This is a genomic window from Halorarum salinum (assembly GCF_013402875.1).
Taxonomy (GTDB): domain Archaea; phylum Halobacteriota; class Halobacteria; order Halobacteriales; family Haloferacaceae; genus Halorarum; species Halorarum salinum.
Genome location: NZ_CP058579.1, coordinates 604,706 through 624,543, shown reverse-complemented (window position 1 = coordinate 624,543; position 19,838 = coordinate 604,706). Strand labels below are relative to the sequence as shown.

Sequence of the window (19,838 nt, the reverse complement as noted above, 5' to 3'; positions counted from 1 at the left end):
GTCGAGTTACGGGAGAGCACGCCCTCCCGAATTCACGGGCGCGTGCGCCCGCGAACGCCGCGGCCTCTTCCAGTCTCGGCCGACCGCACCGCGGCCTCACCCTCCCGTACCTCGGAGCACGCTCCTCGGAACTCGCCCTCGTGGTTCGAAAATCGAAGATCTTCGTCGGTACGGGAACTCCCCGAGTTCCCGTCAGCGGCCAGATTCCTAATCCGGCAGCATCACGAAAGGCGCGAAGCGCCTTTCGAACGACTCCGCTCGCGTGAGCAGCCTCCTGCACTCCTCGCGTTCGCTCCCTCCGGTCACTCACGCTGCACTTCTCGTCCCTCGCGCGCGTGTGCTGTCGCCCCACGAGGGGGCTCGCGTCGCGCGCGCAGGCCGGCGGTTCCCTCGACGTACCCGGATTCGGAGGTCGACTCGGCCGTTCCGATCACTCCACGGGGACGTCACGTGGTACCAACGGGTTCGCCGAGCGACGCGGACGGAAGAGCCAAACCCCCTCCGTGAGTGGCCCCTCCCATGCGCGAACTCGACTGCGACTTCTGCGGCGCGCGCGCGGCGGGCGCCTACGAGGTCGTCCCGTCGGAACTCGACCCGACGCCCGAGGAACAGGTGCGCGTGGTGCTGTGTGAGCGCTGCCGGACCACGCTCGACTCCGTGACCGCCCCGCTTCTCGCCCGACTCGGCGCCACCTCCGACCCCGCGGCCGACCTCGGCGGAGACACGCGGGCCGCCTCGGCCACCGACCCGGCACAGTCCACCCTCGAGTCGGGCGCCGACGACGGGGACGCCGACGCGGAGGGGCCGGAGGACGGCGCACAGGCCAGCGCCCGCTCGGAGAACCCCGTCTCGCCCGCCGACGACGCGGTCATCATCGACTCCGGCGCGCCCCGGACGCGACGGGGGAACGAGGACGGGGCCGACGGCGCGGAACGGCGGACCATGGACGCCTCGGACGTCGCGGCCGTCCGGAGGGCCACCGCCGCCGAACAGGACCCCGTGCCCGACGATTCCGGACCGGAGGCGGCCGACGACGACGGGGCGAGCGACGACGGAGGGGCGGACGCGGACGACGCCGACGAATCGGATGGAGCGGTCGGAGCGGACGGGGCCGACGAGGCCGGGACCGAATCGGACGACGAGACCGCCGGAAAGGACGGGCGTCCGGAGCGGTCGCGCCCCGGGGAACCCGACGAGTTCCGGACCGTGATGCGCCTGCTGAACAACCGCGAGTTCCCGGTCGACCGCGCGGAGATCACCGACCTCGCGAGCGGCGCCTACGAACTGGAGGTCTCGGAGGTCGAGGCGATCATCGACCACGCCATCGAGCGCGACGTCCTCGCGGAGAACCGCGGAAAGCTGACGAAGGCGTGACGGCCCGGTAGCGCGACCCCGGGGCCACACTGCGGGGACGGTCGTGCTCCGGAGGAGGATTTACGCCGCCGGCCGACCTCCCCGCTCCACATCCCTCCCGGATGCGGTCCCCCTCCCGTCCCGCCGAACGCTCGGCCCCGTCCTGCTCGGCGCCGCCTTCCACCTCGTCGTCGCGGGAGCGCTCTGGCCCTGGTTCGGCTTCTCGACGCGCGTCGACCCGTCCCTCGCGTACGCCATCGTCGTCGCCGGTGCACTCGTCGCGTCCGCGTACGGCACGTGGTCGGTGTACGTCGCGCCGCCGGTGACCCCGACTCCCGTCCGACCCGACGCCGTCCGGCTGGTACCTGGTCGGCTGGTTCCTCGTGGCCGCGGCGGCGTTTCTCGCGGGCGGCGCCGAGTACGGGGTTCGTCGCCTCGGGATGGACGACGGGTCCGGCGTGTCACGGGCCCTTCGCTGAGGAGCGGACGTCGGTTCCGTGGCGACCGCCCGGACTGCGGCGAATCGTTCGGATTTCGGAACGCTTGAGGCCCGCTGGCCGGAACGACGACCGTGGCCCGCGCTCGACTCTTCGCCTCCTTCTGTGGACTCGTCTTCCTCGTCAACCTCGCCAGGATCGTCTTCGCGCCGCTCCTGGACGTGTTCATCGGCGAGTTCGCCATCGGCGAGGCGACCGCCGGCCTCGTCGTGACGCTCGCGTGGGTGGGGAGCGCGTCCCTCCGGATGCCCACCGGGTGGCTCCTCACCAAGGTCCCGAGACACCACGTCGTGCTCGGGTCCGGCGTGATCCTCGCGGTCTCCTCGGGGATCGCCGCCACGGCGACGACGGTCCGGCACCTCATGGCCGGGGCGTTCCTCATGGGCATCGCCTCCGGGGTGTACTTCGTCTCGGCGAACCCGCTCCTGAGCGAACTATACCCGCAGCGCGTCGGCCGCGTCATGGGAATCCACGGGGGTGCCAGCCAGATCGCCGCGGTGGTCGCCGCGCCGTTCGTCGCGCTCACGCTCCTCGTCGACTGGCGGCTCTCGCTGTGGGCGATTGCCGCCGGCGCGGCGGCGGTGACGGCCTACACGTGGGTCGCCGCGCGGGGGACCGACATGCCGGACGCGGGGGAGGCCGATCGCGACTTCCTCGCCGGCGCGCTCTCGGAGTGGCGCATCATCGCGACGACGCTGGCGATCGTCGGCGCGGCGGTGTTCGTCTGGCAGGGCGTGTTCAACTTCTACGAACTGTACATGCAGTCGAAGGGGCTCTCCGACCGGGCGGCGGGAGCGATGCTCACGATCGTCTTCGCCGCCGGCGTCCCCGCGTTCTACTTCGGCGGCGACCTGGCCGACAGGCTCCCCCACGTCCCGTACCTGCTCGGGATCGTCGGCGCGTTCTCCGCCAGCCTGCTCGCGTTGACGATGGCGGAAGGGCTGCTTCCGCTGGTCGTGATCACCGCCGTCGTCGGCTTCGTCGTCCACGCGCTGTTCCCGGCGGTGGACACCTACCTCCTCGACACGCTCCCGGACTCGACGCGGGGTAGCGCCTACGCCGCGTTCAGTTCCACGTGGATGCTGACGCAGGCGCTCGGCTCGTACGCCCTGGGTCTGTTCGTCGAGCGCGGGTACTCCTACGACTCGGTGTTCGGCGGCGCGGCGCTCCTCCTCGGGGCCTCCATCGTCGTCCTCGTGTTCCTCGAGCGAACGGGTCGGCTGCCGAGTTGACCCGTCGTCGGCGCCCCGGCGACGGACTTCCGCTCAGAGGTCGCCCTTCGTGCTCGGCACCTCGCTCCGGCGTTCGTCCAGCCGCGTCGCGTCGTCCAGCGCCCGCGCGAGCGCCTTGAACAGCGCCTCGACCTCGTGGTGGGCGTTCACGCCCGACTCGATCGACGCGTGGAGCGTCAGGCCGGCGTTGGTCGCCAGCGAGTAGGCGAAGTGGCGGGCCATGTCGCTCGTGAACTCCCCCACCCGGTCCTGGGAGAACTCCCCCGACCACTCGAAGTGCGGCCGGCCGGACACGTCCACGACGACGCTCGCGACGGCCTCGTCCAGCGGCACCCGGCGGTCGGCGTAGCGGCGGATGCCGCGCCGGTCGCCGAGCGCCTCGTCGAACGCCTCGCCGAGCACGATGGCCACGTCCTCCACGGTGTGGTGGTCGTCGACCTCCAGGTCGCCGTCACACCGGACGGTCAGGTCGAACAGGCCGTGTTTCGCCAGCGCGGCGAGCATGTGGTCCAGAAAGCCGACGCCGGTGTCGACCTCGTGGTCGCCGTCGCCGTCGACCCCCAGCGTGAGTTCGATCTCCGTCTCCGCCGTCCCCCGCGTGACGGCGGCCGTACGGTCGCTCATGGGCGGACCTCGGGGCGGACCCGCCAAGACGGTTGCGGAACCGTGGGTGCGGTTCCCGCACCCGGCTGGCGGACGCCGCCGCGGGTGCCACCCCCGCCCGTCCGTCACCCGTCAGACACGTCAGACGGCCGTCTGCTCGGGGTTCATGACGTCGGGGCCCGTCGGTCGGGTCCATGCAATCGGAGTTCCCCGCGCTGCTCGCGTTCGCGGGCGGGTCCGTCTCCATCGCCTCGGCGACGGCGCTGGGCGTCGTCGCGGGCGTCACGCTCGTCGCGCTCTCGACGACCTTCGCCGTCGCGTCGCTCTCGCGGTTCCTCGGCGAGTGAGGTCGGGGCGGCGGGTCCGGAGGTCGGTCGGCGACCGGCGGGAGGACCCGCCTTCCCCGGACGTCGTCAGGCGTCCAGCGCCTCGCGGAGCGTGAACCGCCCCTCGTACAGGGCGGTGCCGACCACGACCGCGGCGGCGCCGGCCTCGCGCAGTTCCCGCACGTCCGCCAGCGAGGCGACCCCGCCGGAGGCGACGACCGGGATCTCCACGGCGTCGACGACGCGCTCGACCGCCTCGCGGTTCACCCCTTCGAGCCGTCCCTCGACGTCCACGTCGGTGAAGAGGACGGCGCCGGCGCCGAGCTCCTCGTAGCGGCCCGCCGCCTCGGCGGGGTCGAGCCCGGTGCCCTCGGTCCAGCCGGAGACGACGACCTCGCCGTCCTTCGCGTCGAGGCTGACCATCACGCTCCCCGGGTACTCCGCCGATATCTCGGCGACGACGTCGGGGTTCTCGACCGCGGCGGTGCCGAGGATCACGCGGTCGACGCCGCGGTCGAGCAGCGCGGCCGCGTCGCCCGCCGAGCGGATGCCGCCGCCCACCTGGAGGCCGACCTCGTCGCCGACGGCGTCGACGATGGCCTCGAGTGCGGGCGCGTTCTCCCGCTCGCCGACGAACGCGCCGTCGAGGTCGACGAGGTGGAGCGTCCGCGCGCCCTCCCGGACCCAGCGCTCGGCGACCTCGACCGGGTCGCCGTGGCGCGAGCCGGTTCCCGGCTCGCCCCCGACGAGCTGGACGGTCTCGCCGTCCTTCACGTCCACCGCCGGAACGACCTCGAACTCGGGGAACTGCGTCATTCGGACACCGGCGGTAGCCCGGGCAGGGGGAAAACGGTTCGTGATGGCGGCAGTCTACGACGGCGACGCGGACTCCCCTCGAACGCCGCGCCGTCCCCGATGTTCGGATGAATACGCCGTGCGAAACTGTGAAGTAATCCGACTCGTAGCGGGGTGTATGAGCGAGTCGGTCGTCGCGGACTTCGTCGGCCGCTTCTTCGCGGCCGGCGTCGCGGGCGAGCCCCCGACGGGCCGCATCCTGCTCAGCGAGCGACGGCTCGTGCTCGCGACCGACGACCTGCGGGAGACGGTCCCCCTCTCGTCGGTGTTCGACGTGAAGGTGGGGCAGGTCCCCCCGGAGATGGCGCCCTACTTCGACGACACCGTCACCCTCGCCTACCGCGTCGACGACGAGCGGCGGGTCGCCGCCGTCGAGGGCTCGGACACGAACATCGACCGGTTCGCCACGGTGCTGTTCAAGGTGCTGCTCAACGAGACGCCCGCGCTCGTTCGCCACCCGGCGCGGCGGGGCGGTCGGGTCACGGACGCGTCCTCCGAGCGGGCGTCGCTCCGACTCGAACACGGCAAACTCACGTTCGTCCGCGAGACGGACCCGTTCACGGTCGACCTGGAGACGGTCGTCGCCGTCGAGCGCGAGGACCGCGACCTCGGCAACGGCCCGCGCCCGGTGGTCACCTTCCGGCACATCGACGACGGCACCGCGGTCACCTCCGAGGTCGGCATCGGCTCCGGGCGGAAGACGAACCTGCTCGGGCGGTACATCCGGCTCCGGTACGCCGACGTGAAGGAGGAACTCGAGGACGTCAGCCTCGGCGAGGACGAACTGGAGGTGCTCGTCTCGCTCTACTCGGCGGGCGAGGGCGTCTCGCTGTCGGCCATCGTGGACATCGACCCCCAGCGGCTCACCATGCTGTTGAACGGCCTCGCCGAGCAGGGAATCGTCGTGGACACGGAGACGGGGACCGAGTTGACCGCGAAGGGCCGGGTCGTCGTGGGCCAGCGGCTGGAGTCGGTGAACACCTGAGGTGTCCGGACTCCGGTCCGCAGGTTCCGTTCCATCGGCGAGCGGACCGCCCCGATCGGGAATCACGCCTCCGCGAAGAACCGGCCGTGGAAGCCGAACGGCTCCGCGTGCGGGAGGACCGTCCGGGCCAGGAGGTCGAGCGTCGCGGCGTCGAAGACGAGGAGGAGCGTCCGCTCGCGGTCGGCGTCGAGCGCCGTCGCCACCACCACGCCGTCGTCCTCGTCGGTCCCGCCCGGTCGCCGTACGGGAACCGGTTCCTCCACGAACACCGACCGCTCCCACCACTCGCGCGTCGTTCCGGCCTCGCAGTCGAGTTTCACGAGGCCGTTCGCGCCGTCGCGGTCCGTCCCCTGACCGTACGCGTAGCGATGCCGGCGGCCGACGACGCGACGTGGGACGCGCGGCAGCTCCATCCCAGTCGGATGGAGTCGAGCGCGATCGACGATGCCGCGTCGCGTGTCGATTCGATACCGTACCGGGTACCCGTCCGGAACGTCCGGGAACCCCGACACGGCATCGGACCCGTCACCGGCGAGACGGTCCAGCCGCATCGCCTCGACGACGTCCGCGTTCGGGTACTCGACGAGGTCCAGTACCACCGTGTCGCCGTCGGCGTAGGCGTTGACGTGGTGGAACACGAACGCGGGCGGGAGCGTCGGGTCGGCCACCAGGTCGCCGGTCTCCCGATCGACGACCAGCACGCGCGTCCCCCGCTCGGGCCGCCAGTCGAACGCGTCGAGTACACCCTCGGAGAACGGGCTGAGCGCCCGCAGCACGGAGATCACCAGCGGCGTCTCGACGACGACGACGTGGTCGGCAGTGACGCTGCAATCGTGGACGTACGCCGGCCCGTCGGCGTCGATCGACGCGATCACCTCACGCGACCTGCTCCCCACGGGAATCCGGTAGAGGTGGTACCGGGGCCGCCGCCCGAACTGGGTCGCGAACCCCACCCACTCCCGGCGGTGGGGGTCGTCGACGAGATGCGCGGTCGCGACGTGTTCGGTCAGTTCGTCCTCGAACGTGAACTCCCCGCGCGTTCCGAGCGTCCGCGGATCGAAGGCGACCCGGCGCGGGGCTTCGGTGAGCGCGACGTACTCGCCGTCGAGACGGGCGACGTGGACGTTCGCGTTGTCCGTGCTGTCCGGCGGCCCGAGCGACCGGAGCCACGAGAGGACCTTCCGCCAGCCGCGCGTGTCGGTGGCGAACTGCCCGGTTAGCGTCCCGTGCAACGCGTCCTCGTACGCGTTCGTCCGGAGGAACCTGTTCGAGTAGGTGATCTCGCCGTCGTCGAAGGCGTAGCGACGGAGCATCGCCAACCCGTCGAACCAGTGGGTGAGGCGTTCGGACCCGACGTCGAAGCGACCGGGTCCGTTGCGAACGAGCGTCCCCGAGAGCCACTCGGGGATCGATCCCTCCACCGGGGGGCGGTGGTCGGTGACCTCGTTCGTCAACGAACGGAACCCCGGAGCGTAGGGCGCCGACATGCCCGGTTTTCGTCGTCTCGCTCCATCAAGTTGCTGCCCTCGACTCCGTCGATGGGCACGGTGACGTCGCCTCCCTCGTGCGAGCGCTATCGGTTCTGCGTCGTCCACCGACATCGGTGGTTGTACCCGGGATGCCCCGACTGACTTCCGACGGGTTCGTGGACGCCGGGACCGGGACGGGGCTCACCGCGAAGGGTCGCCTCGCCGTGAGCCAGCGCATCGAGTCGGTGAACACGTAGTCGTCCCACCCCTCCGAACCGGACTCCGAAGTGGCCAAGGACGAACGGCGACGGCGTACCGTCGCGCGACCGGAGGGCGTCGCATCCGTTGCGAGCGACAGGTGGGGGCGACTCATGGATTCTGACGGGGTGACGGACGGAATCGGACGTGGGGGGCGGCTTTTTCTCTCCCGGCCGCCACCGACGGACGTGTCCCCGAACATCCGCCCCGCGACCGCGGCCGACGCCGCCCCCATCCGGGACATCTACGCGCCGTTCGTCGGGGAGACGAGCGTCTCGTTCGAGGAGGAACCGCCGGACGAGGCGGCGATGCGCCGCCGGATCGCCGACACGGTCGACCGGCTCCCGTGGCTCGTCCGCGACGACGGTTCGGTTCTCGGCTACGCCTGCGCCCACGAGCACCGGGGGCGGGGGGCGTACCGCTGGTCGGTCGAGAGTTCGGTGTACGTCCGCGAGGACGCGCGCCGCGCCGGGGTCGCACGGGGGCTGTACGAGTCGCTGTTCGCCGTGCTCCGACGACAGGGGTTCCGGAACGTCTACGCCGTGACGGCGCTCCCGAACCCAGCGAGCACGGGCTTCCACGAGGCGATGGGGTTCGATCCGGTGGGGACCTTCGAGCGCGTGGGGTACAAGCACGGCGAGTGGCGCGACGTGCGCTGGTGGCACCTGTCGGTCGGCGAGTACGCCGACGACCCGGACCCGCCGACGACGTTCGCCGACGCGCGCCGGGAGCCGTGGTTCGACGACGCGGTGGCGACGGGCGAGGGGTCGGTGGATCGCTGAGCGGTGGGAATCAGCCGGTTGGCGCGCGGCGGCCGCGCCCTGTGCGCGGCCGACGACGCGCGAGGGACGAGCACCGCAGCAGAGGGAGTGAACGGAGTGAACGACCGAGGCGAGGAGCGCAGGAGGCTGGGGAGGGTGAGGTGCGGTTTGCGGTGCGGGGTGGGACTGAAAGGGGCCGCGGGTGTCGGCGATGCACGGGCGGTCAAGCACCGCAGCGCGAGTGTAACGAGCGCGAGGAGCGCAGCCGGCCGCGCGAGCCGACACCCGCGGGGGCTTTCGGAAACCGTCCCCCGACGACCGGGCAGATTCCGGACTCGACAGCCGCGGGGACTTTCGGGAACTAGGTTCTGTCACGGTCCACTGGTCCAGGCCGCCGAGAAGAGCGCTACTCGCGAAACTGTCGACTCGACCACGAAAACGCACGACCCCACGAAATCACTGCTCGTTCATCGCCTCGCTCGCGATGTTCCGTCCCCGCGGCATCAGGTTCACCTCCCGTCGCGTCCGCACCTCCTCCAGCACATCGAGTTCGATGAGCCGTTCGAACGTCTCCTCGACGCGGTCGACGTCCATGCCGAGGAAGTTCGGCACCTCGAAGGAGGAGACCCCCGAGTACAGCGCCATCAGCACCTCGCGTTCGGCCTCGCTCAACTCGACCGAGCCCTCGGCCTGCCGTTGGCCCTGCCGGAGGTACGACTTGATGACCGCGACGTGCCACGGTTCGCCCGAGAGGTACGTCCGCACGCTGGTGCCGTCCTCGTCGGTGTGCTCGGCCTCGATGACGGTCCGCTTCTCGTCGAAAACGGTGCGTTCGGCCTCCTCCAGCGTGCCGATGTCGTCGAGCTCGAGCCTGACGAACGCGCCGCTCTGCTGGGCGACGCTGATGCCGTCGGCCTCCACCTTCACGCGGGCCTGCTCCCACTCGGTGTCCTGCACGACGCCGCCGGCGACCGCCGGGTGGCGGGCGTACACGACCCGGCGGTCGAGGAACGCCCGGTAGAGGTCCGTCCGGAACGCCTCGTGGTCCTCCGAGGTGAGGAGGAACACCTCCTCGCCGAGCCGGAGGCTCACGTAGTTGGAGACGCGCGCGATGTCCTGGCTGGCGTCGTACCGGCCGCCGATCCCCTCGACCTCCGAGAGCGCGATGGTCCGTTTCCCCCCGTTGCCCACGAGGACGATCCGCCGGTTCGAGAGGATGATGCGACCGTTCGTCCAGCTCACGTCGTTGATCTTTCTGCCGTTCTTGACCGCCTGTGCGAACCGGCCGTGGGTGTCCGCGACCTTGTACTCCCCGTCGTTCCCGTCGTTCATCGTCTCACACCTCCGAGCTTCGAGAGCGCAGCGAACGCCCGTTTCCTGATCCGTCTGTCCACGTCGTCGGCGTCGGTGATCCGGTCGAGCTCCTCCCGGGCCCGGGAGCCGCCCACGTCGCCGAGCGCGAACGCCGCCTTCGCCCGCGCGTCCGTCGGCGCCTCGTCGTCGCGCAGCAGGCCGACGAGCGCCGACTCGACGCCGTGTCCCTCCAGTTCGGTGACGCTCGTCGCGGCGAACTGGGCGGTCATCTTATCGTCGTCCGAGAGCGCCTCGACGAGCGCGTCGACCACCGCGTCCGGCGGCCGTTCGCTGGTGACGCGCCCGAGGAACCAGACGGCGTTGCGCCGCTGCCGGGCCTGGGACGCCTCCTCGAGGATCTCCACGAGCGGGCCGAGCACCGTGTCGTCGTCGGCCTCCCGCAGTTCGGAGACGACGGCCTCGCGGACCTGGTGTGACTGCTTCGTCGGCGCGTTCGCGAGCAGCTCGATGATCGAGAACACCGCCGCGCTGCGGACCGTGTCGTGTTCGTCGCCCAGCGCCGCAGCGAGCCGCGGCACCGGCTTCGCGCTGCTGGCGTTGCCGAGCGCGCTCGCGGCGACCCGGCGGATGGAGGGGTTCCCGTCCTCGAGCAGATCGAGCAGGGCCGCGAGCGCCGGCCCGGACGCGATGGTCCCGAGCGCGTCCGCGGCGGCGGCCTTCACCGCCCCGTGGTCGTCCGCCAGCATCCCCTGCAGTTCCCCGACCGGCCGCGGGTCGCCGATGCGCCCGAGCGCGTGACACGCTCGCTCGCGGACGTGCGGGTGCGGGTCGTCCAGCCGTTTCACCAGCGGGCCGACGGCGTCCGAGTCGCCGATGCGGCCCAGCGCGTTCGCGGCGGCCATCCGGAACTCGGGGACGTCCGCCGAGAGTGCCCGCGCGAACGCCCGGACGGCGACCCAGTTCGCGCCGTCGGGGTTCACGCCGGCCTTCCGGGCCAGCAGCCGTTCGACGGCGTCGGTGCCGAGTTCGTCCAGCGCGTCGACGGCGCCGGCGCGGACCGCGTCGTCCTCGTCCTCGGTGACGAGGTGGACGAGCACGTCCATCGTCCGGTCGTCCCCCGGGTCGCTCACGTCGCCGAGCATCAGGGCGGCCCGTCTCCGAACCGCCGCGCTGTCGCTGTGTTTGGCCCGCTCACAGAGCTCGTCCAGCTCGTTGTCCCGGGCGAGGCGGTAGAGCGACATTATCCCGTGTAGCGGTAGATGCGGCTCCGTTTCGCCACCGGTTCGAACGCGTCGCGGCTGTCCGGCGGGATCGTCTCGGTCTTCCCGACCACGAGGTAGCCGCCCTCCCGGAGCGACGCCTCCAGGGTCTCGAACAGCCGGCCCTTGTACCCGGCGTCGATGTAGATGAGGAGGTTCCGACAGAACAGCAGGTCCACGTCCGAGCGGCCCCCGTCGCTGACGAGGTCGCGCGTCTCGAAGCTGACCCGCCGCTTGATCGCCTCGCGGACCCGGAACACGTTCCCGTCCTCCTCCACGTACGGCTCGTAGGTCGACAGCGGGCCGAGCTCCTCGCCGATGTCGGTCGTTCGGGTGGTCTCGTACACGCCGGCCCGGGCGGCGGCGAGCGCCTCCTCGCTGATGTCGGAGGCGGCCACGTCGAGTCGCCGCTCGTTCACCTCGGGGTCGTCGGTCGCGAGCATCACGAGCGAGTACGGCTCCCGGCCGTCCGCACACGGGGCGCTCCACGCGCTCACCCGGCGCCGGTCGGCCGAGAGTTCGCGCAGCACCGGCCGCAGGTCGGCCCACATGTCCGGGTCCCGGAAGAAGCCGGTGACGTTGATCGTGAGCGCGTCGAGCAGCGCCTCGCGCTCGTCGTCGTCCCGGCGGAGCATCCCGAGGTACTCCTCGTGGTCCGCCGCCTTCCGGCGCTGCATCCGCGCGGCGATGCGTCGCCCGAGGTACGCCTCGTTGTAGTAGCCCGGCTCGAACGGCACCTCGTCCTCGACGTAGCGGATGACCCCGTCGAACCCGTCCCCGCCGTCGCTCGCGGCCCTCATCGACCCCCTCCGAGCGTCTCCACGTCGAGGATGGACACCACGTCCCCGTCGCCGAGGACCGCGGTCCCCGACAGGCCGGGCGTCCCCGAGAGGATGCCCTCCAGCGGCTTCACGACGACCTCCTCCTGGTGGAGCACCTCGTCGCAGTGGAGCGCGACGGGCCGCTTGTCCTCCCGGATGCGCAGGAGCATCCCGTCCGTACGGTCTTCCCGGTCGCCGGGGGACGCGCGGCCGGACGAACCGTCCCTGGTCGTTCCCCCGTCGGGCGTTCCCTCGCCGGGCGGGTCGTTCCCGCCGTCGGCGACCGCCGAGCCGTCGCCCGAGTCCGCGCCCGCGGTCGCGTCGGCGAACACCTCGCCGAGGCGGACGACCGGGTAGATGTCGCCGTCGTGGCGGACGACCTCGTCGCCGTTGGCGACGTCGACGCCGTCCGCGCGGGACACCTCCGCGATGTTCTTGATGGGGACGCCGTACTCGACGCCGTTCACCTCGATGAACATCACGCGGACGATGGCGACCGTGACGGGCAGGCGGATCTCGAAGCGGGTGCCTTCCCCCGGCGTCGAGCGGAGCGAGACGGTCCCGTCGAGCTCCTTGACGGTCGTCTTCACCACGTCCATGCCGACGCCGCGGCCCGAGACGTCGGTCACCTCGTCGTTGGTGGAGAAGCCGGGGTGGAAGACGAGTTCGCGCGCCTCGTCGTCGTCCATCGCCTCGACCTCGCCACGGCGCTTCACGCCCTTCTCGACGGCCTTCTCGCGGACGGCGTCCGCGTCGATGCCGCCGCCGTCGTCCTCGACGACGATGGTGACGTGGTCCCGCTCGCGGTCCGCGCGCAGTTCGATGGTCCCCGTCCGGTCCTTCCCGGCGGCCTCCCGCTCGTCGGGGTCCTCGATGCCGTGGTCCACGGCGTTCCGGAGGATGTGGACGAGCGGGTCCCGGATCTCGGTGAGGATGGTCCTGTCCAGCTCGATGTCGCGGCCGTCGACGTCGAAGGAGACCTCCTTGTCCTGCCCGCGCGCGAGGTCGCGAACGAGCCGCGGGAAGGTGTCGACGACCGCCGACAGCGGGATGAGCCGCATGTCCATCACCGTGTTCTGGAGGTTCGAGCTGATCTTGTCCAGTTCGTCGAGGTTCTCCGAGTCGATGTCGGCCTCCTCCATCTCCCGCCGGAGCTTGATGCGGCTCGTCACGAGCTGTTCGACCAGCCCGTAGAGGTCGTCCAGCTGGTCCACGTCGACCCGGACCGACGAGATGGTCTCCGAGGAACCGCCGCTCCGATTCCCGTCGTCGTCATTCGGTTCGGCGGCGGTCGGTTCGTCGCCGTCGACCGGCTCGTCGTCGATCGGCTCGCCGTCGACCGACTCGTTCGCGGGGCCGGCGGAACCGTGGGCCGGGTCGTCCTCGCGGCCGCCACCCCGATCGCCGCCGGCGGCCTCGACGGTCGACACCTCGACGCGTTCGACCTGGCTCGTCGCCTCCAGCCCCGCGCGAACCTCCTCGGCGCTTCGCGCGGTCAGGTAGCAGTCGAAGCCGTCCGCGCCCGCGCCGTCCTCGACGGCCTCCCGGTCGGGGTCGGTCGCCACCCCGTCGAACGCGTTCTCCACGTCCTGCAGGAGGAACATCGCGTCGACGCCCGGCATGTCCGTCTTCGAGAGCGTCACCGCCGCGCGGTAGACGCCCTCGTCGTCGACCGGGTCGAGCCCGTGGTCGAAGTCGGCGGGTGCCGAATCGTCCTCCGATCCGTCGTTCCCGCTTGCGGTTCCCTCGGAACCCGAAGCGGAATCGGTTTCCGCGGTACCGTCCTCGTCGTCGGACTCCAGCGCCCCGGTGCCGTCCTCGGCCAGCGTTCGGAGCGCGTCCTCGGTGTCGCCCGGGTCGACGCTCGTCTCGCCCGCTTCGTCGATCTCGCCGAGCATCGCGTCGAGGTGGTCGACGCCCTCGAACAGCAGGTCCATCAGCTCCGGCGAGATCCCGATGTCGCCGTCCCGCACTTCGTCGAGCAGGTCCTCCATCGCGTGGGCGAGCCCCGAGAAGTCGGAAAAGCCCATCGCGGCCGCGTTCCCCTTCAGCGTGTGGGCGGTCCGAAAGATGGCGTCCATCGCCGCCGCGTCGTCGGGATCCGACTCCAGCGCGAGCAGCGAGTTGTTCAGCTCCGTGATCCCCTCCTCGCTCTCGCGGACGAACGCCCGAACGTGGGCGTCCGACATCACGGGGCACCCCCGACGATGCCGCCGGCGACATCCTCGAGCGGCAGCACGCTGTCGACGCGCCCCGTCGCGGCCGCGCGCTTGGGCATCCCGTACACGACCGACGTCTCCTCGTCCTGCGCGATGACCCGTCCGCCGGCCCGTTCGACGGCCTCGACGCCCTCGGCGCCGTCGTCGCCCATCCCGGTCAGGACGACGGCGACGAGCGGGTCGTCGACGGTCCGGGCGGCCGACTCCATCGCCACGTTCACCGACGGCCGGACGTTCTGCCCGCGGTCCTCGTCGACGAGGCTCACCCGGAGTCGCCCGTTCCGGTAGCGCGAGACCTCCAGATGTCTCCCCCCGCGTGCGACGAGCACCTCGCCGCGGCCGACCCGCGCGCCGTCGGCCGCCTCGCACACGTCCAGGTCACAGGCGGCGTCGAGCCGCTCCGCGAACCGGCCGGTGAACGCCTCGGGCATGTGCTGGACGACGAGCACCCGGAGGTCCGCGTCGCCGGGGAGGCCGGCGAGCACGCGCTCGACCGCGTCCGGACCGCCCGTGGAGGAGCCGACGACGACGGTGGTGTTCGGCTCGACCTCGCCGGCGGTCCGCGCCGCCGTCGCGGTTCCGGCGCCCCGACCCGCCGCGGCGGCCGTCGCCGCTCCGCCGCCGGCGTTCGTCCCGGCGTCGGTTCCCGCTCCCGTGCCGGTCCCGCCCGCTCCGCTGATGTCCGCGCCCGCGACCGAGCGGACGGTCTCGACGAGCTGTGTCTCCATCCGCGAGACGCCCATCGACACCTCCCCGCCCGGCTTCGCGAAGAAGTCCACGGCGCCGGCGTCGAGCGCGGCGAACGTCTCCTCGGCGCCGTCCTCGGTGTACGCCGAGAGCATGAGCGTCGGCGTCGGGTGCTCGCGCATGAGCCGTTCGACCGCCTCGATGCCGTCCATCCCCGGCATCTCCACGTCCATCGTCACCACGTCCGGCTCCGTCTCGGCGACGACGGTCAGCGCCTCCGCGCCGTCGGCCGCCTCGGCGACGACCTCGATACCGCCGGACTCGAGGACGTCCGTGATGAGTCCCCGCATGAACCGCGAGTCGTCGACGACGACCGTCCGCGGCGCGCGGGTCACCGCCGCACACCTCCCGTCGGTCGCGTCCCCCGTCCTGTCATACGGCGTCGTACCGAAACGCGTTCCTTCAAGGCTCCGTCCCGAATTTCAGCGGTGATAGTTCGGGGAACACGGTTAAGGCCGCCGCGCCGGCCGGAGGAGGTATGGCGAGCAGCGAGCACGGGGCCGACGAGTCGGCCGCCGGCGCGTCGGCAGACGAGGGGGAGATCACCCAGGTACTGGAGTTTGGGCTGGGCGAGGAGACGTACTGTCTCGACATCGCCTACATCGACGAGATCGTCGACGCAGGCGACCTGACGGCGATCCCGAACTCGCCGCGACACGTCGAGGGGGTGATGGACCTCCGCGGGAAGACGACGACGATCATCGACCCGAAGACGCTGCTCGGGATCGACGGGGAGGGTCCCCGCGAGCGCATCATCGTCTTCGACCCGGCGGAGACGGACGACGGCGGCACCGTCGGCTGGGTCGTCGACGAGGTGTTCCAGGTCCGCGACGTCGCGCCCGACGAGGTCGACGAGGGCACGACTGCCGGCGACGACGACGTTCGCGGCATCGTGAAGGGCGAGGACCGGTTCGTCGTCTGGGTCGAACCGCGGACCGAATAGCCGTCGGGACCGCCGGACCCGGCGACGTCGAATCGGCGAAGTTAGCGTTCAGTTTCACACCGTGTGAGCACCACGTTCGGGAGCGTCAGTGCCGCTTGGATCCGGAACGGAGCCAGTTGCGACCGGCTGCCATCCGGATAAATACGACATCTGACGACGGGCATTGACATGTTACCGACGTTCTAGAACAAATTTTTACGACGTCCCCCGGTTGGTCGATCCGCTCCATGGAGCGGCGCACGTTTCTGAAAGCGGTGGGGGGAACGGCAACCGGGCTGACGGTCGGCGTCGACGCGGCCGTCGCGGCCGACTCGGGGCTCGAACCGGGCACGTGGTACGACGCGACCGTCACGGACGCCGTCGACGGCGACACGTTCGACGTCGAACTGGACGACGGAACGGCGTACACCGTCCGCACGCTCGGAATCGACACGCCGGAGGCGTCCGGCTACACGAGGTACGACCGGATCGAGGAGTGGGAGGGGATCGAGGACGAGTCCCACCTCGCGGACTGGGGCGACGACGCCTCGGCGTTCGCGGCGGACGAACTGCCGGTCGGAACCGAGTGCCGGATCGCCGTGGACGGGGAGTCCGAGGAGATCGACCGGTACGACAGGCTGCTCGCGAAGATCCGATACGACCGGACGGGTACCGGGTCGATGGGCACGGTGTACAACAGGTACGCCCTCGAGGAGGGGTACGCTCGCGTCTACAGCGCGAGCATGAGCGACACCGACGAGTACTGGGACGCCGAGAACGCGGCGCGGGCCGAGGGGGTCGGGCTCTGGGCGGGGAGCGACCCGGAGAACACGCCGGAGGTCCGCGACGACGACGTGGCCGAGACGTTCCACCCGAACACGTCGAGCGTCGGGACGAGCGACGGAGCCATCCCCCCGTCCCGGGTCCCCGTCTGGGCCGAGGCGGAGGCGACCCAGACGCTGGGGGACGGCGCGGTGGACTACGGGGACGACCCCGTCCCGCTCGTCGGCGTCGACGAGGCCGCCAACGCGGCGCTGCTCGGCGGGCAACCGATCCAGGAGGACCACGACGCCGACTCCGAGCACCTCGAACACTTCGTGTTCCTGACGAACCTCGTCGACCACCTAACCGACGGGGACCGGCCGGGGATGGTGCTCGTGGACGGCGGCCACCGCCAGTTCGAGGCGGGCCACGCCTGCTCGTGCGAGGACGCGGTGTTCTACCAACGGTACCTCGAGGGACAGGGCATCGAACTGGCCGGCGTCAACGCGCTCGACGACGCCGCCGGGCCCTCGCTCGCGGACGCCCGCGCCGTCCTCGTCACGAGCCCCGAGAACGCCTTCACCGACGCCGAAACGACCGCGCTCCGGGAGTTCGTCGACGACGGCGGGGCGGTCGTCCTCCTGGGGAGTTCCGAGTCGACGGCCGCGGGGCGCTCGAACCTCGACGACCTCGCGGCCGGCCTCGGTTCGGACCTCCGGCTCAACTCCGACGCGGTGACCGACGACGCGAACAACGTCGGCGACGCCGACCTGCTCACGACGACCGCGTTCAACGAGGCGGACTTCCAGCTTTGGAGCGCGTACTCCGGTGACGCCGCCTCCCCCAGCTACGTCGTCTCCGTCGATACCGTCGAACGGAACGCGACGACGCTGAACGAGGAGTACGTCGACCTGACGAACGAGGACGACGCCGACCTCGACGCGACCGGCTGGACGGTGGAGAACGAGGAGGGGCGGGCGTACACGTTCCCGGACGGGTTCACGCTCGCTGCCGGCGAGACGGTCCGGGTGCACACCGGCGACGGCGACGACACCGACGCGGACCTCTACTGGGGCGCCGGGACGTTCCGCTGGGACGTCGACGAGGACCGATGTGCCGTCCTCGACGCCGACGGCGACCTCGCGGCCGACGAGTCGTGGTCGGTCCCCGACGTGATCATCCCGACCGTCAGCGAGTCGGGCGACGGCCTGAACGACGAGTGGGTCGAGTTCGGGAACGTCGAGGGCGCGGACGTGGACATGAGCGGTTGGACGGTCGAGGACGAGGCGGGCTACGACTACCGGTTCCCCGACGGGTTCACGCTCGCCGACGGGGACTCCGTTCGGCTCCACACCGGCGACGGCGACGACACCGACACGGACCTGTACTGGGGATCGGGTAGCTTCGTCTGGAACGACGGCGGCGACACGGCGTTTCTCACCGACGGCGAGGGGAACCCCGTCCGGGACCACACGTATCCGGCCCCGTACGACGTCTCCGTCACGGACATGTCCCTCGAGGAGGAGTGGGTCGACGTCACGAACGGGGGGTCGAGCATCCTCGATACGTCCGGATTCACGCTGGAGGACGAGGCCGGATACACGTACACCTTCCCGGACTCGTTCGGACTCGGGGCGGGCGAGACGGTCCGGATCCACACCGGGGAGGGCGAGGACACGACGACCGACCTGTACTGGGGGATGGGGATCGGCGTCTGGAACGACGGCGGCGACACGGCGTTCGTCCACGACGACAACGGGCGGCTCGCCGACGAGCGGTCCTCGGACGATCTCGGCGACGGGAGCTGTGACTCGACGATCTGCGTCGGCGAGATCAGCGAGTCGGGCGGCGGCCTGAACGACGAGTGGGTGGAGTTCGACAACACGGCCGATTCGGACCGGGACATGACCGGCTGGGCCGTCGAGGACGAGGCCGGCTACCGGTACGAGTTCCCGGACGACTACACGCTCACGGCCGGGGGAACGGTGCGCCTACACACGGGCGACGGCGACGATTCCGGGACCGACGGGAACCTGTACTGGGGGTCGGGCTCGTACGTCTGGAACGACGGCGGCGACACCGTGTACCTGTACGAACCGGACGGGACGCTCCACGCCGAGAAGTCGTACTGAGGCCGCCTCCCCGTCCGCCAAATCGGTCCCGCGGATGCTCGCCCGGCGCCGGAACGGACACGGTTATCCATCCTGATACTCGGGAGGGAACCCTTATTGAACGGTTCCGGGGAATCTGACGTATGCGAGTATCGAGCGGCGTGCCGGGGTTCGACCGGGTCGTCGACGGCGGGCTCCCCGCGGGTCGGCTCTACGTCGTCTGCGGGCCGCCGGGAAGCGGGAAGACGACGTTCTCCGCCCAGTTCCTCACGGAGGGCGTCGCCAACGGCGACCGGTGCCTCTTCATCAGCATGCACGAGAGCCGGGCGGACCTCCAGCGCGACATGAGCGGGTACGGTTTCGGCTTCGAGGACGCGCTTGACTCCGGCCAGGTGACGTTCCTCGACGCCTTCTCGAAGGACGGCAAGCGGTTCTTCGGGATCCCGGGCGAGCGGCGGGACGCGAACAACATCACGAACCGGATCGTCTCGTTCGTGGACTCGCGGGACGTCGACCGCGTCGTCATCGACTCGACGATGCTCCTGCGGTTCTTCCTCGACGACACCGACGACACGATGATCCGGTTTCTCTCCTCGCTCAAGCGGATGGACGCGACGACGTACCTCATCTCCGAGATGACCGACCCGTCCGCGTACGCGGACGAACACTACCTCGCACACGGGGTGGTGTTCTTCCACAACTACATGGAGGGCGACGGGATGGCCCGCGGCGTCCAGGTCGTCAAGATGCGCGGGACGGACGTCGACACCGACATTCACGACGCCCGCTTCACCGACAACGGCCTCGTCGTCGAGGCCGGTCGGACGGTCTCCCACTGATGTACGAGGAGCGACTGGGAACCGACTGGGAGGCGCTCTCGGAGGGGGAGGCGATCGACCGGGCGTTCGCGCTCGGCGTCGCGTCCGTCTTCGGGTACGAGAACCGCGAGGAGTTCGCGCGGCTCCGGGCCGCGCTCGACAGCTCCTACGACCGGAGCATCATCGACCTCTCCCACCGCGAGGGGAAACAGAAGGCTCGAGAGCTCCGGGGGAAGGCGACCGACCGGGCGACGGTCTGGGAACGGCTCGTCGGATCCGATCGTGAGAGCGCCGCCGACTCCCCCTCGACTCCCCCGCCACATCCGGGCGCCGAGCGAGGCCCGGCCGAGCGGCGCCCGAAGAGCCTCGACAGAATCGACCTCCTCGAGGGCGGCAGCAGCCTCGACGCACTCCAGTACCCCCGATTCCTCCGGCGACCGTCCGAGGACGAGGGGGCGTAATCGGGGGACTACGAGGCGGCTCCCCGATGAACGTGTGGACAAAGGTTTTGACCGTCCGTCGCTAC

Annotated in this window: 17 protein-coding genes; 9 read left to right on the top strand and 8 right to left on the bottom strand. The window is 70.9% G+C overall.

What is annotated here, in order from left to right; all coding sequences use genetic code 11:
- Window positions 1-519: 519 nt before the first annotated feature.
- Together HUG12_RS02980 and HUG12_RS02975 are read left to right on the top strand one after the other, a co-directional pair.
- Window positions 520-1,374, top strand: a complete 855-nt coding sequence (locus HUG12_RS02980) for a hypothetical protein (protein ID WP_179267350.1) — start codon at window positions 520-522, stop codon at window positions 1,372-1,374.
- Window positions 1,375-1,924: 550 nt separating this feature from the next.
- Window positions 1,925-3,082 carry an MFS transporter gene (locus tag HUG12_RS02975; RefSeq protein ID WP_179267349.1) on the top strand — a complete coding sequence of 386 codons (1,158 nt, stop codon included), beginning with the start codon at window positions 1,925-1,927 and terminating at the stop codon, window positions 3,080-3,082.
- Window positions 3,083-3,115: 33 nt separating this feature from the next.
- Here the strand turns inward: HUG12_RS02975 and hisB are convergent, their stop codons facing one another.
- Window positions 3,116-3,706: an imidazoleglycerol-phosphate dehydratase HisB gene (gene hisB / locus HUG12_RS02970; RefSeq protein ID WP_179267348.1), complete on the bottom strand. Its 591-nt coding sequence runs from the start codon at window positions 3,704-3,706 to the stop codon at window positions 3,116-3,118.
- Window positions 3,707-3,879: 173 nt separating this feature from the next.
- Between hisB and HUG12_RS02965 the strand changes: the two genes are divergently transcribed.
- Window positions 3,880-4,032 (top strand): hypothetical protein, encoded by a 153-nt coding sequence (locus HUG12_RS02965; RefSeq protein WP_179267347.1) that lies wholly within the window; start codon window positions 3,880-3,882, stop codon window positions 4,030-4,032.
- 66 nt (window positions 4,033-4,098) lie between these two features.
- Here HUG12_RS02965 and hisA read toward each other — a convergent pair whose 3' ends face one another.
- On the bottom strand, window positions 4,099-4,827 hold the full coding sequence (gene hisA / locus HUG12_RS02960) for a 1-(5-phosphoribosyl)-5-[(5-phosphoribosylamino)methylideneamino]imidazole-4-carboxamide isomerase (RefSeq protein WP_179267346.1): 729 nt from the start codon (window positions 4,825-4,827) through the stop codon (window positions 4,099-4,101).
- Window positions 4,828-4,984: 157 nt separating this feature from the next.
- Between hisA and HUG12_RS02955 the strand changes: the two genes are divergently transcribed.
- Window positions 4,985-5,851 carry a CheF family chemotaxis protein gene (locus HUG12_RS02955; protein ID WP_179267345.1) on the top strand — a complete coding sequence of 289 codons (867 nt, stop codon included), beginning with the start codon at window positions 4,985-4,987 and terminating at the stop codon, window positions 5,849-5,851.
- Window positions 5,852-5,913: 62 nt separating this feature from the next.
- On the opposite strand, the gene HUG12_RS02950 is transcribed toward HUG12_RS02955, so the two are convergent.
- Window positions 5,914-7,338, bottom strand: a complete 1,425-nt coding sequence (locus tag HUG12_RS02950) for a carotenoid oxygenase family protein (protein ID WP_179267344.1) — start codon at window positions 7,336-7,338, stop codon at window positions 5,914-5,916.
- A gap of 428 nt (window positions 7,339-7,766) precedes the next feature.
- Between HUG12_RS02950 and HUG12_RS02945 the strand changes: the two genes are divergently transcribed.
- Window positions 7,767-8,360, top strand: a complete 594-nt coding sequence (locus tag HUG12_RS02945) for a GNAT family N-acetyltransferase (protein ID WP_218836389.1) — start codon at window positions 7,767-7,769, stop codon at window positions 8,358-8,360.
- A 435-nt stretch (window positions 8,361-8,795) separates the two neighbouring features.
- Here HUG12_RS02945 and HUG12_RS02940 read toward each other — a convergent pair whose 3' ends face one another.
- Genes HUG12_RS02940 through cheB form a run of 5 tightly spaced genes read right to left on the bottom strand, consistent with a single transcriptional unit; the run spans window position 8,796 to window position 15,034 of the window.
- Window positions 8,796-9,671 (bottom strand): CheF family chemotaxis protein, encoded by an 876-nt coding sequence (locus tag HUG12_RS02940; protein WP_179267342.1) that lies wholly within the window; start codon window positions 9,669-9,671, stop codon window positions 8,796-8,798.
- Window positions 9,668-10,894, bottom strand: coding sequence for a HEAT repeat domain-containing protein (locus HUG12_RS02935; protein WP_179267341.1), 1,227 nt, complete (start codon window positions 10,892-10,894; stop codon window positions 9,668-9,670). Before HUG12_RS02935 ends, HUG12_RS02940 begins: the two co-directional genes overlap by 4 nt.
- Window positions 10,894-11,712: a CheR family methyltransferase gene (locus tag HUG12_RS02930; protein WP_179267340.1), complete on the bottom strand. Its 819-nt coding sequence runs from the start codon at window positions 11,710-11,712 to the stop codon at window positions 10,894-10,896. The genes HUG12_RS02935 and HUG12_RS02930 overlap by 1 nt, the downstream gene beginning before the upstream one ends.
- On the bottom strand, window positions 11,709-13,922 hold the full coding sequence (locus HUG12_RS02925) for a chemotaxis protein CheA (RefSeq protein WP_179267339.1): 2,214 nt from the start codon (window positions 13,920-13,922) through the stop codon (window positions 11,709-11,711). The genes HUG12_RS02930 and HUG12_RS02925 overlap by 4 nt, the downstream gene beginning before the upstream one ends.
- Complete coding sequence (cheB, locus tag HUG12_RS02920) at window positions 13,922-15,034, bottom strand: chemotaxis-specific protein-glutamate methyltransferase CheB (protein WP_394354272.1); 1,113 nt, start codon at window positions 15,032-15,034, stop codon at window positions 13,922-13,924. Before cheB ends, HUG12_RS02925 begins: the two co-directional genes overlap by 1 nt.
- Window positions 15,035-15,177: 143 nt before the next feature.
- On the opposite strand from cheB, the gene HUG12_RS02915 reads away from it, so the two are divergent.
- From HUG12_RS02915 to HUG12_RS02900, 4 genes are all read left to right on the top strand, one after another.
- A complete protein-coding gene (locus HUG12_RS02915) occupies window positions 15,178-15,642 on the top strand; it encodes a chemotaxis protein CheW (RefSeq protein WP_179267338.1) in 465 nt (154 codons plus the stop codon).
- A gap of 227 nt (window positions 15,643-15,869) precedes the next feature.
- Window positions 15,870-18,515, top strand: a complete 2,646-nt coding sequence (locus HUG12_RS21610; RefSeq protein ID WP_179267337.1) for a DUF4350 domain-containing protein — start codon at window positions 15,870-15,872, stop codon at window positions 18,513-18,515.
- 122 nt (window positions 18,516-18,637) lie between these two features.
- Window positions 18,638-19,333, top strand: a complete 696-nt coding sequence (locus HUG12_RS02905) for an RAD55 family ATPase (protein ID WP_179267336.1) — start codon at window positions 18,638-18,640, stop codon at window positions 19,331-19,333.
- Window positions 19,333-19,773 (top strand): hypothetical protein, encoded by a 441-nt coding sequence (locus HUG12_RS02900; RefSeq protein WP_179267335.1) that lies wholly within the window; start codon window positions 19,333-19,335, stop codon window positions 19,771-19,773. The genes HUG12_RS02905 and HUG12_RS02900 overlap by 1 nt, the downstream gene beginning before the upstream one ends.
- The last annotated feature ends 65 nt before the right edge of the window (window positions 19,774-19,838 follow it).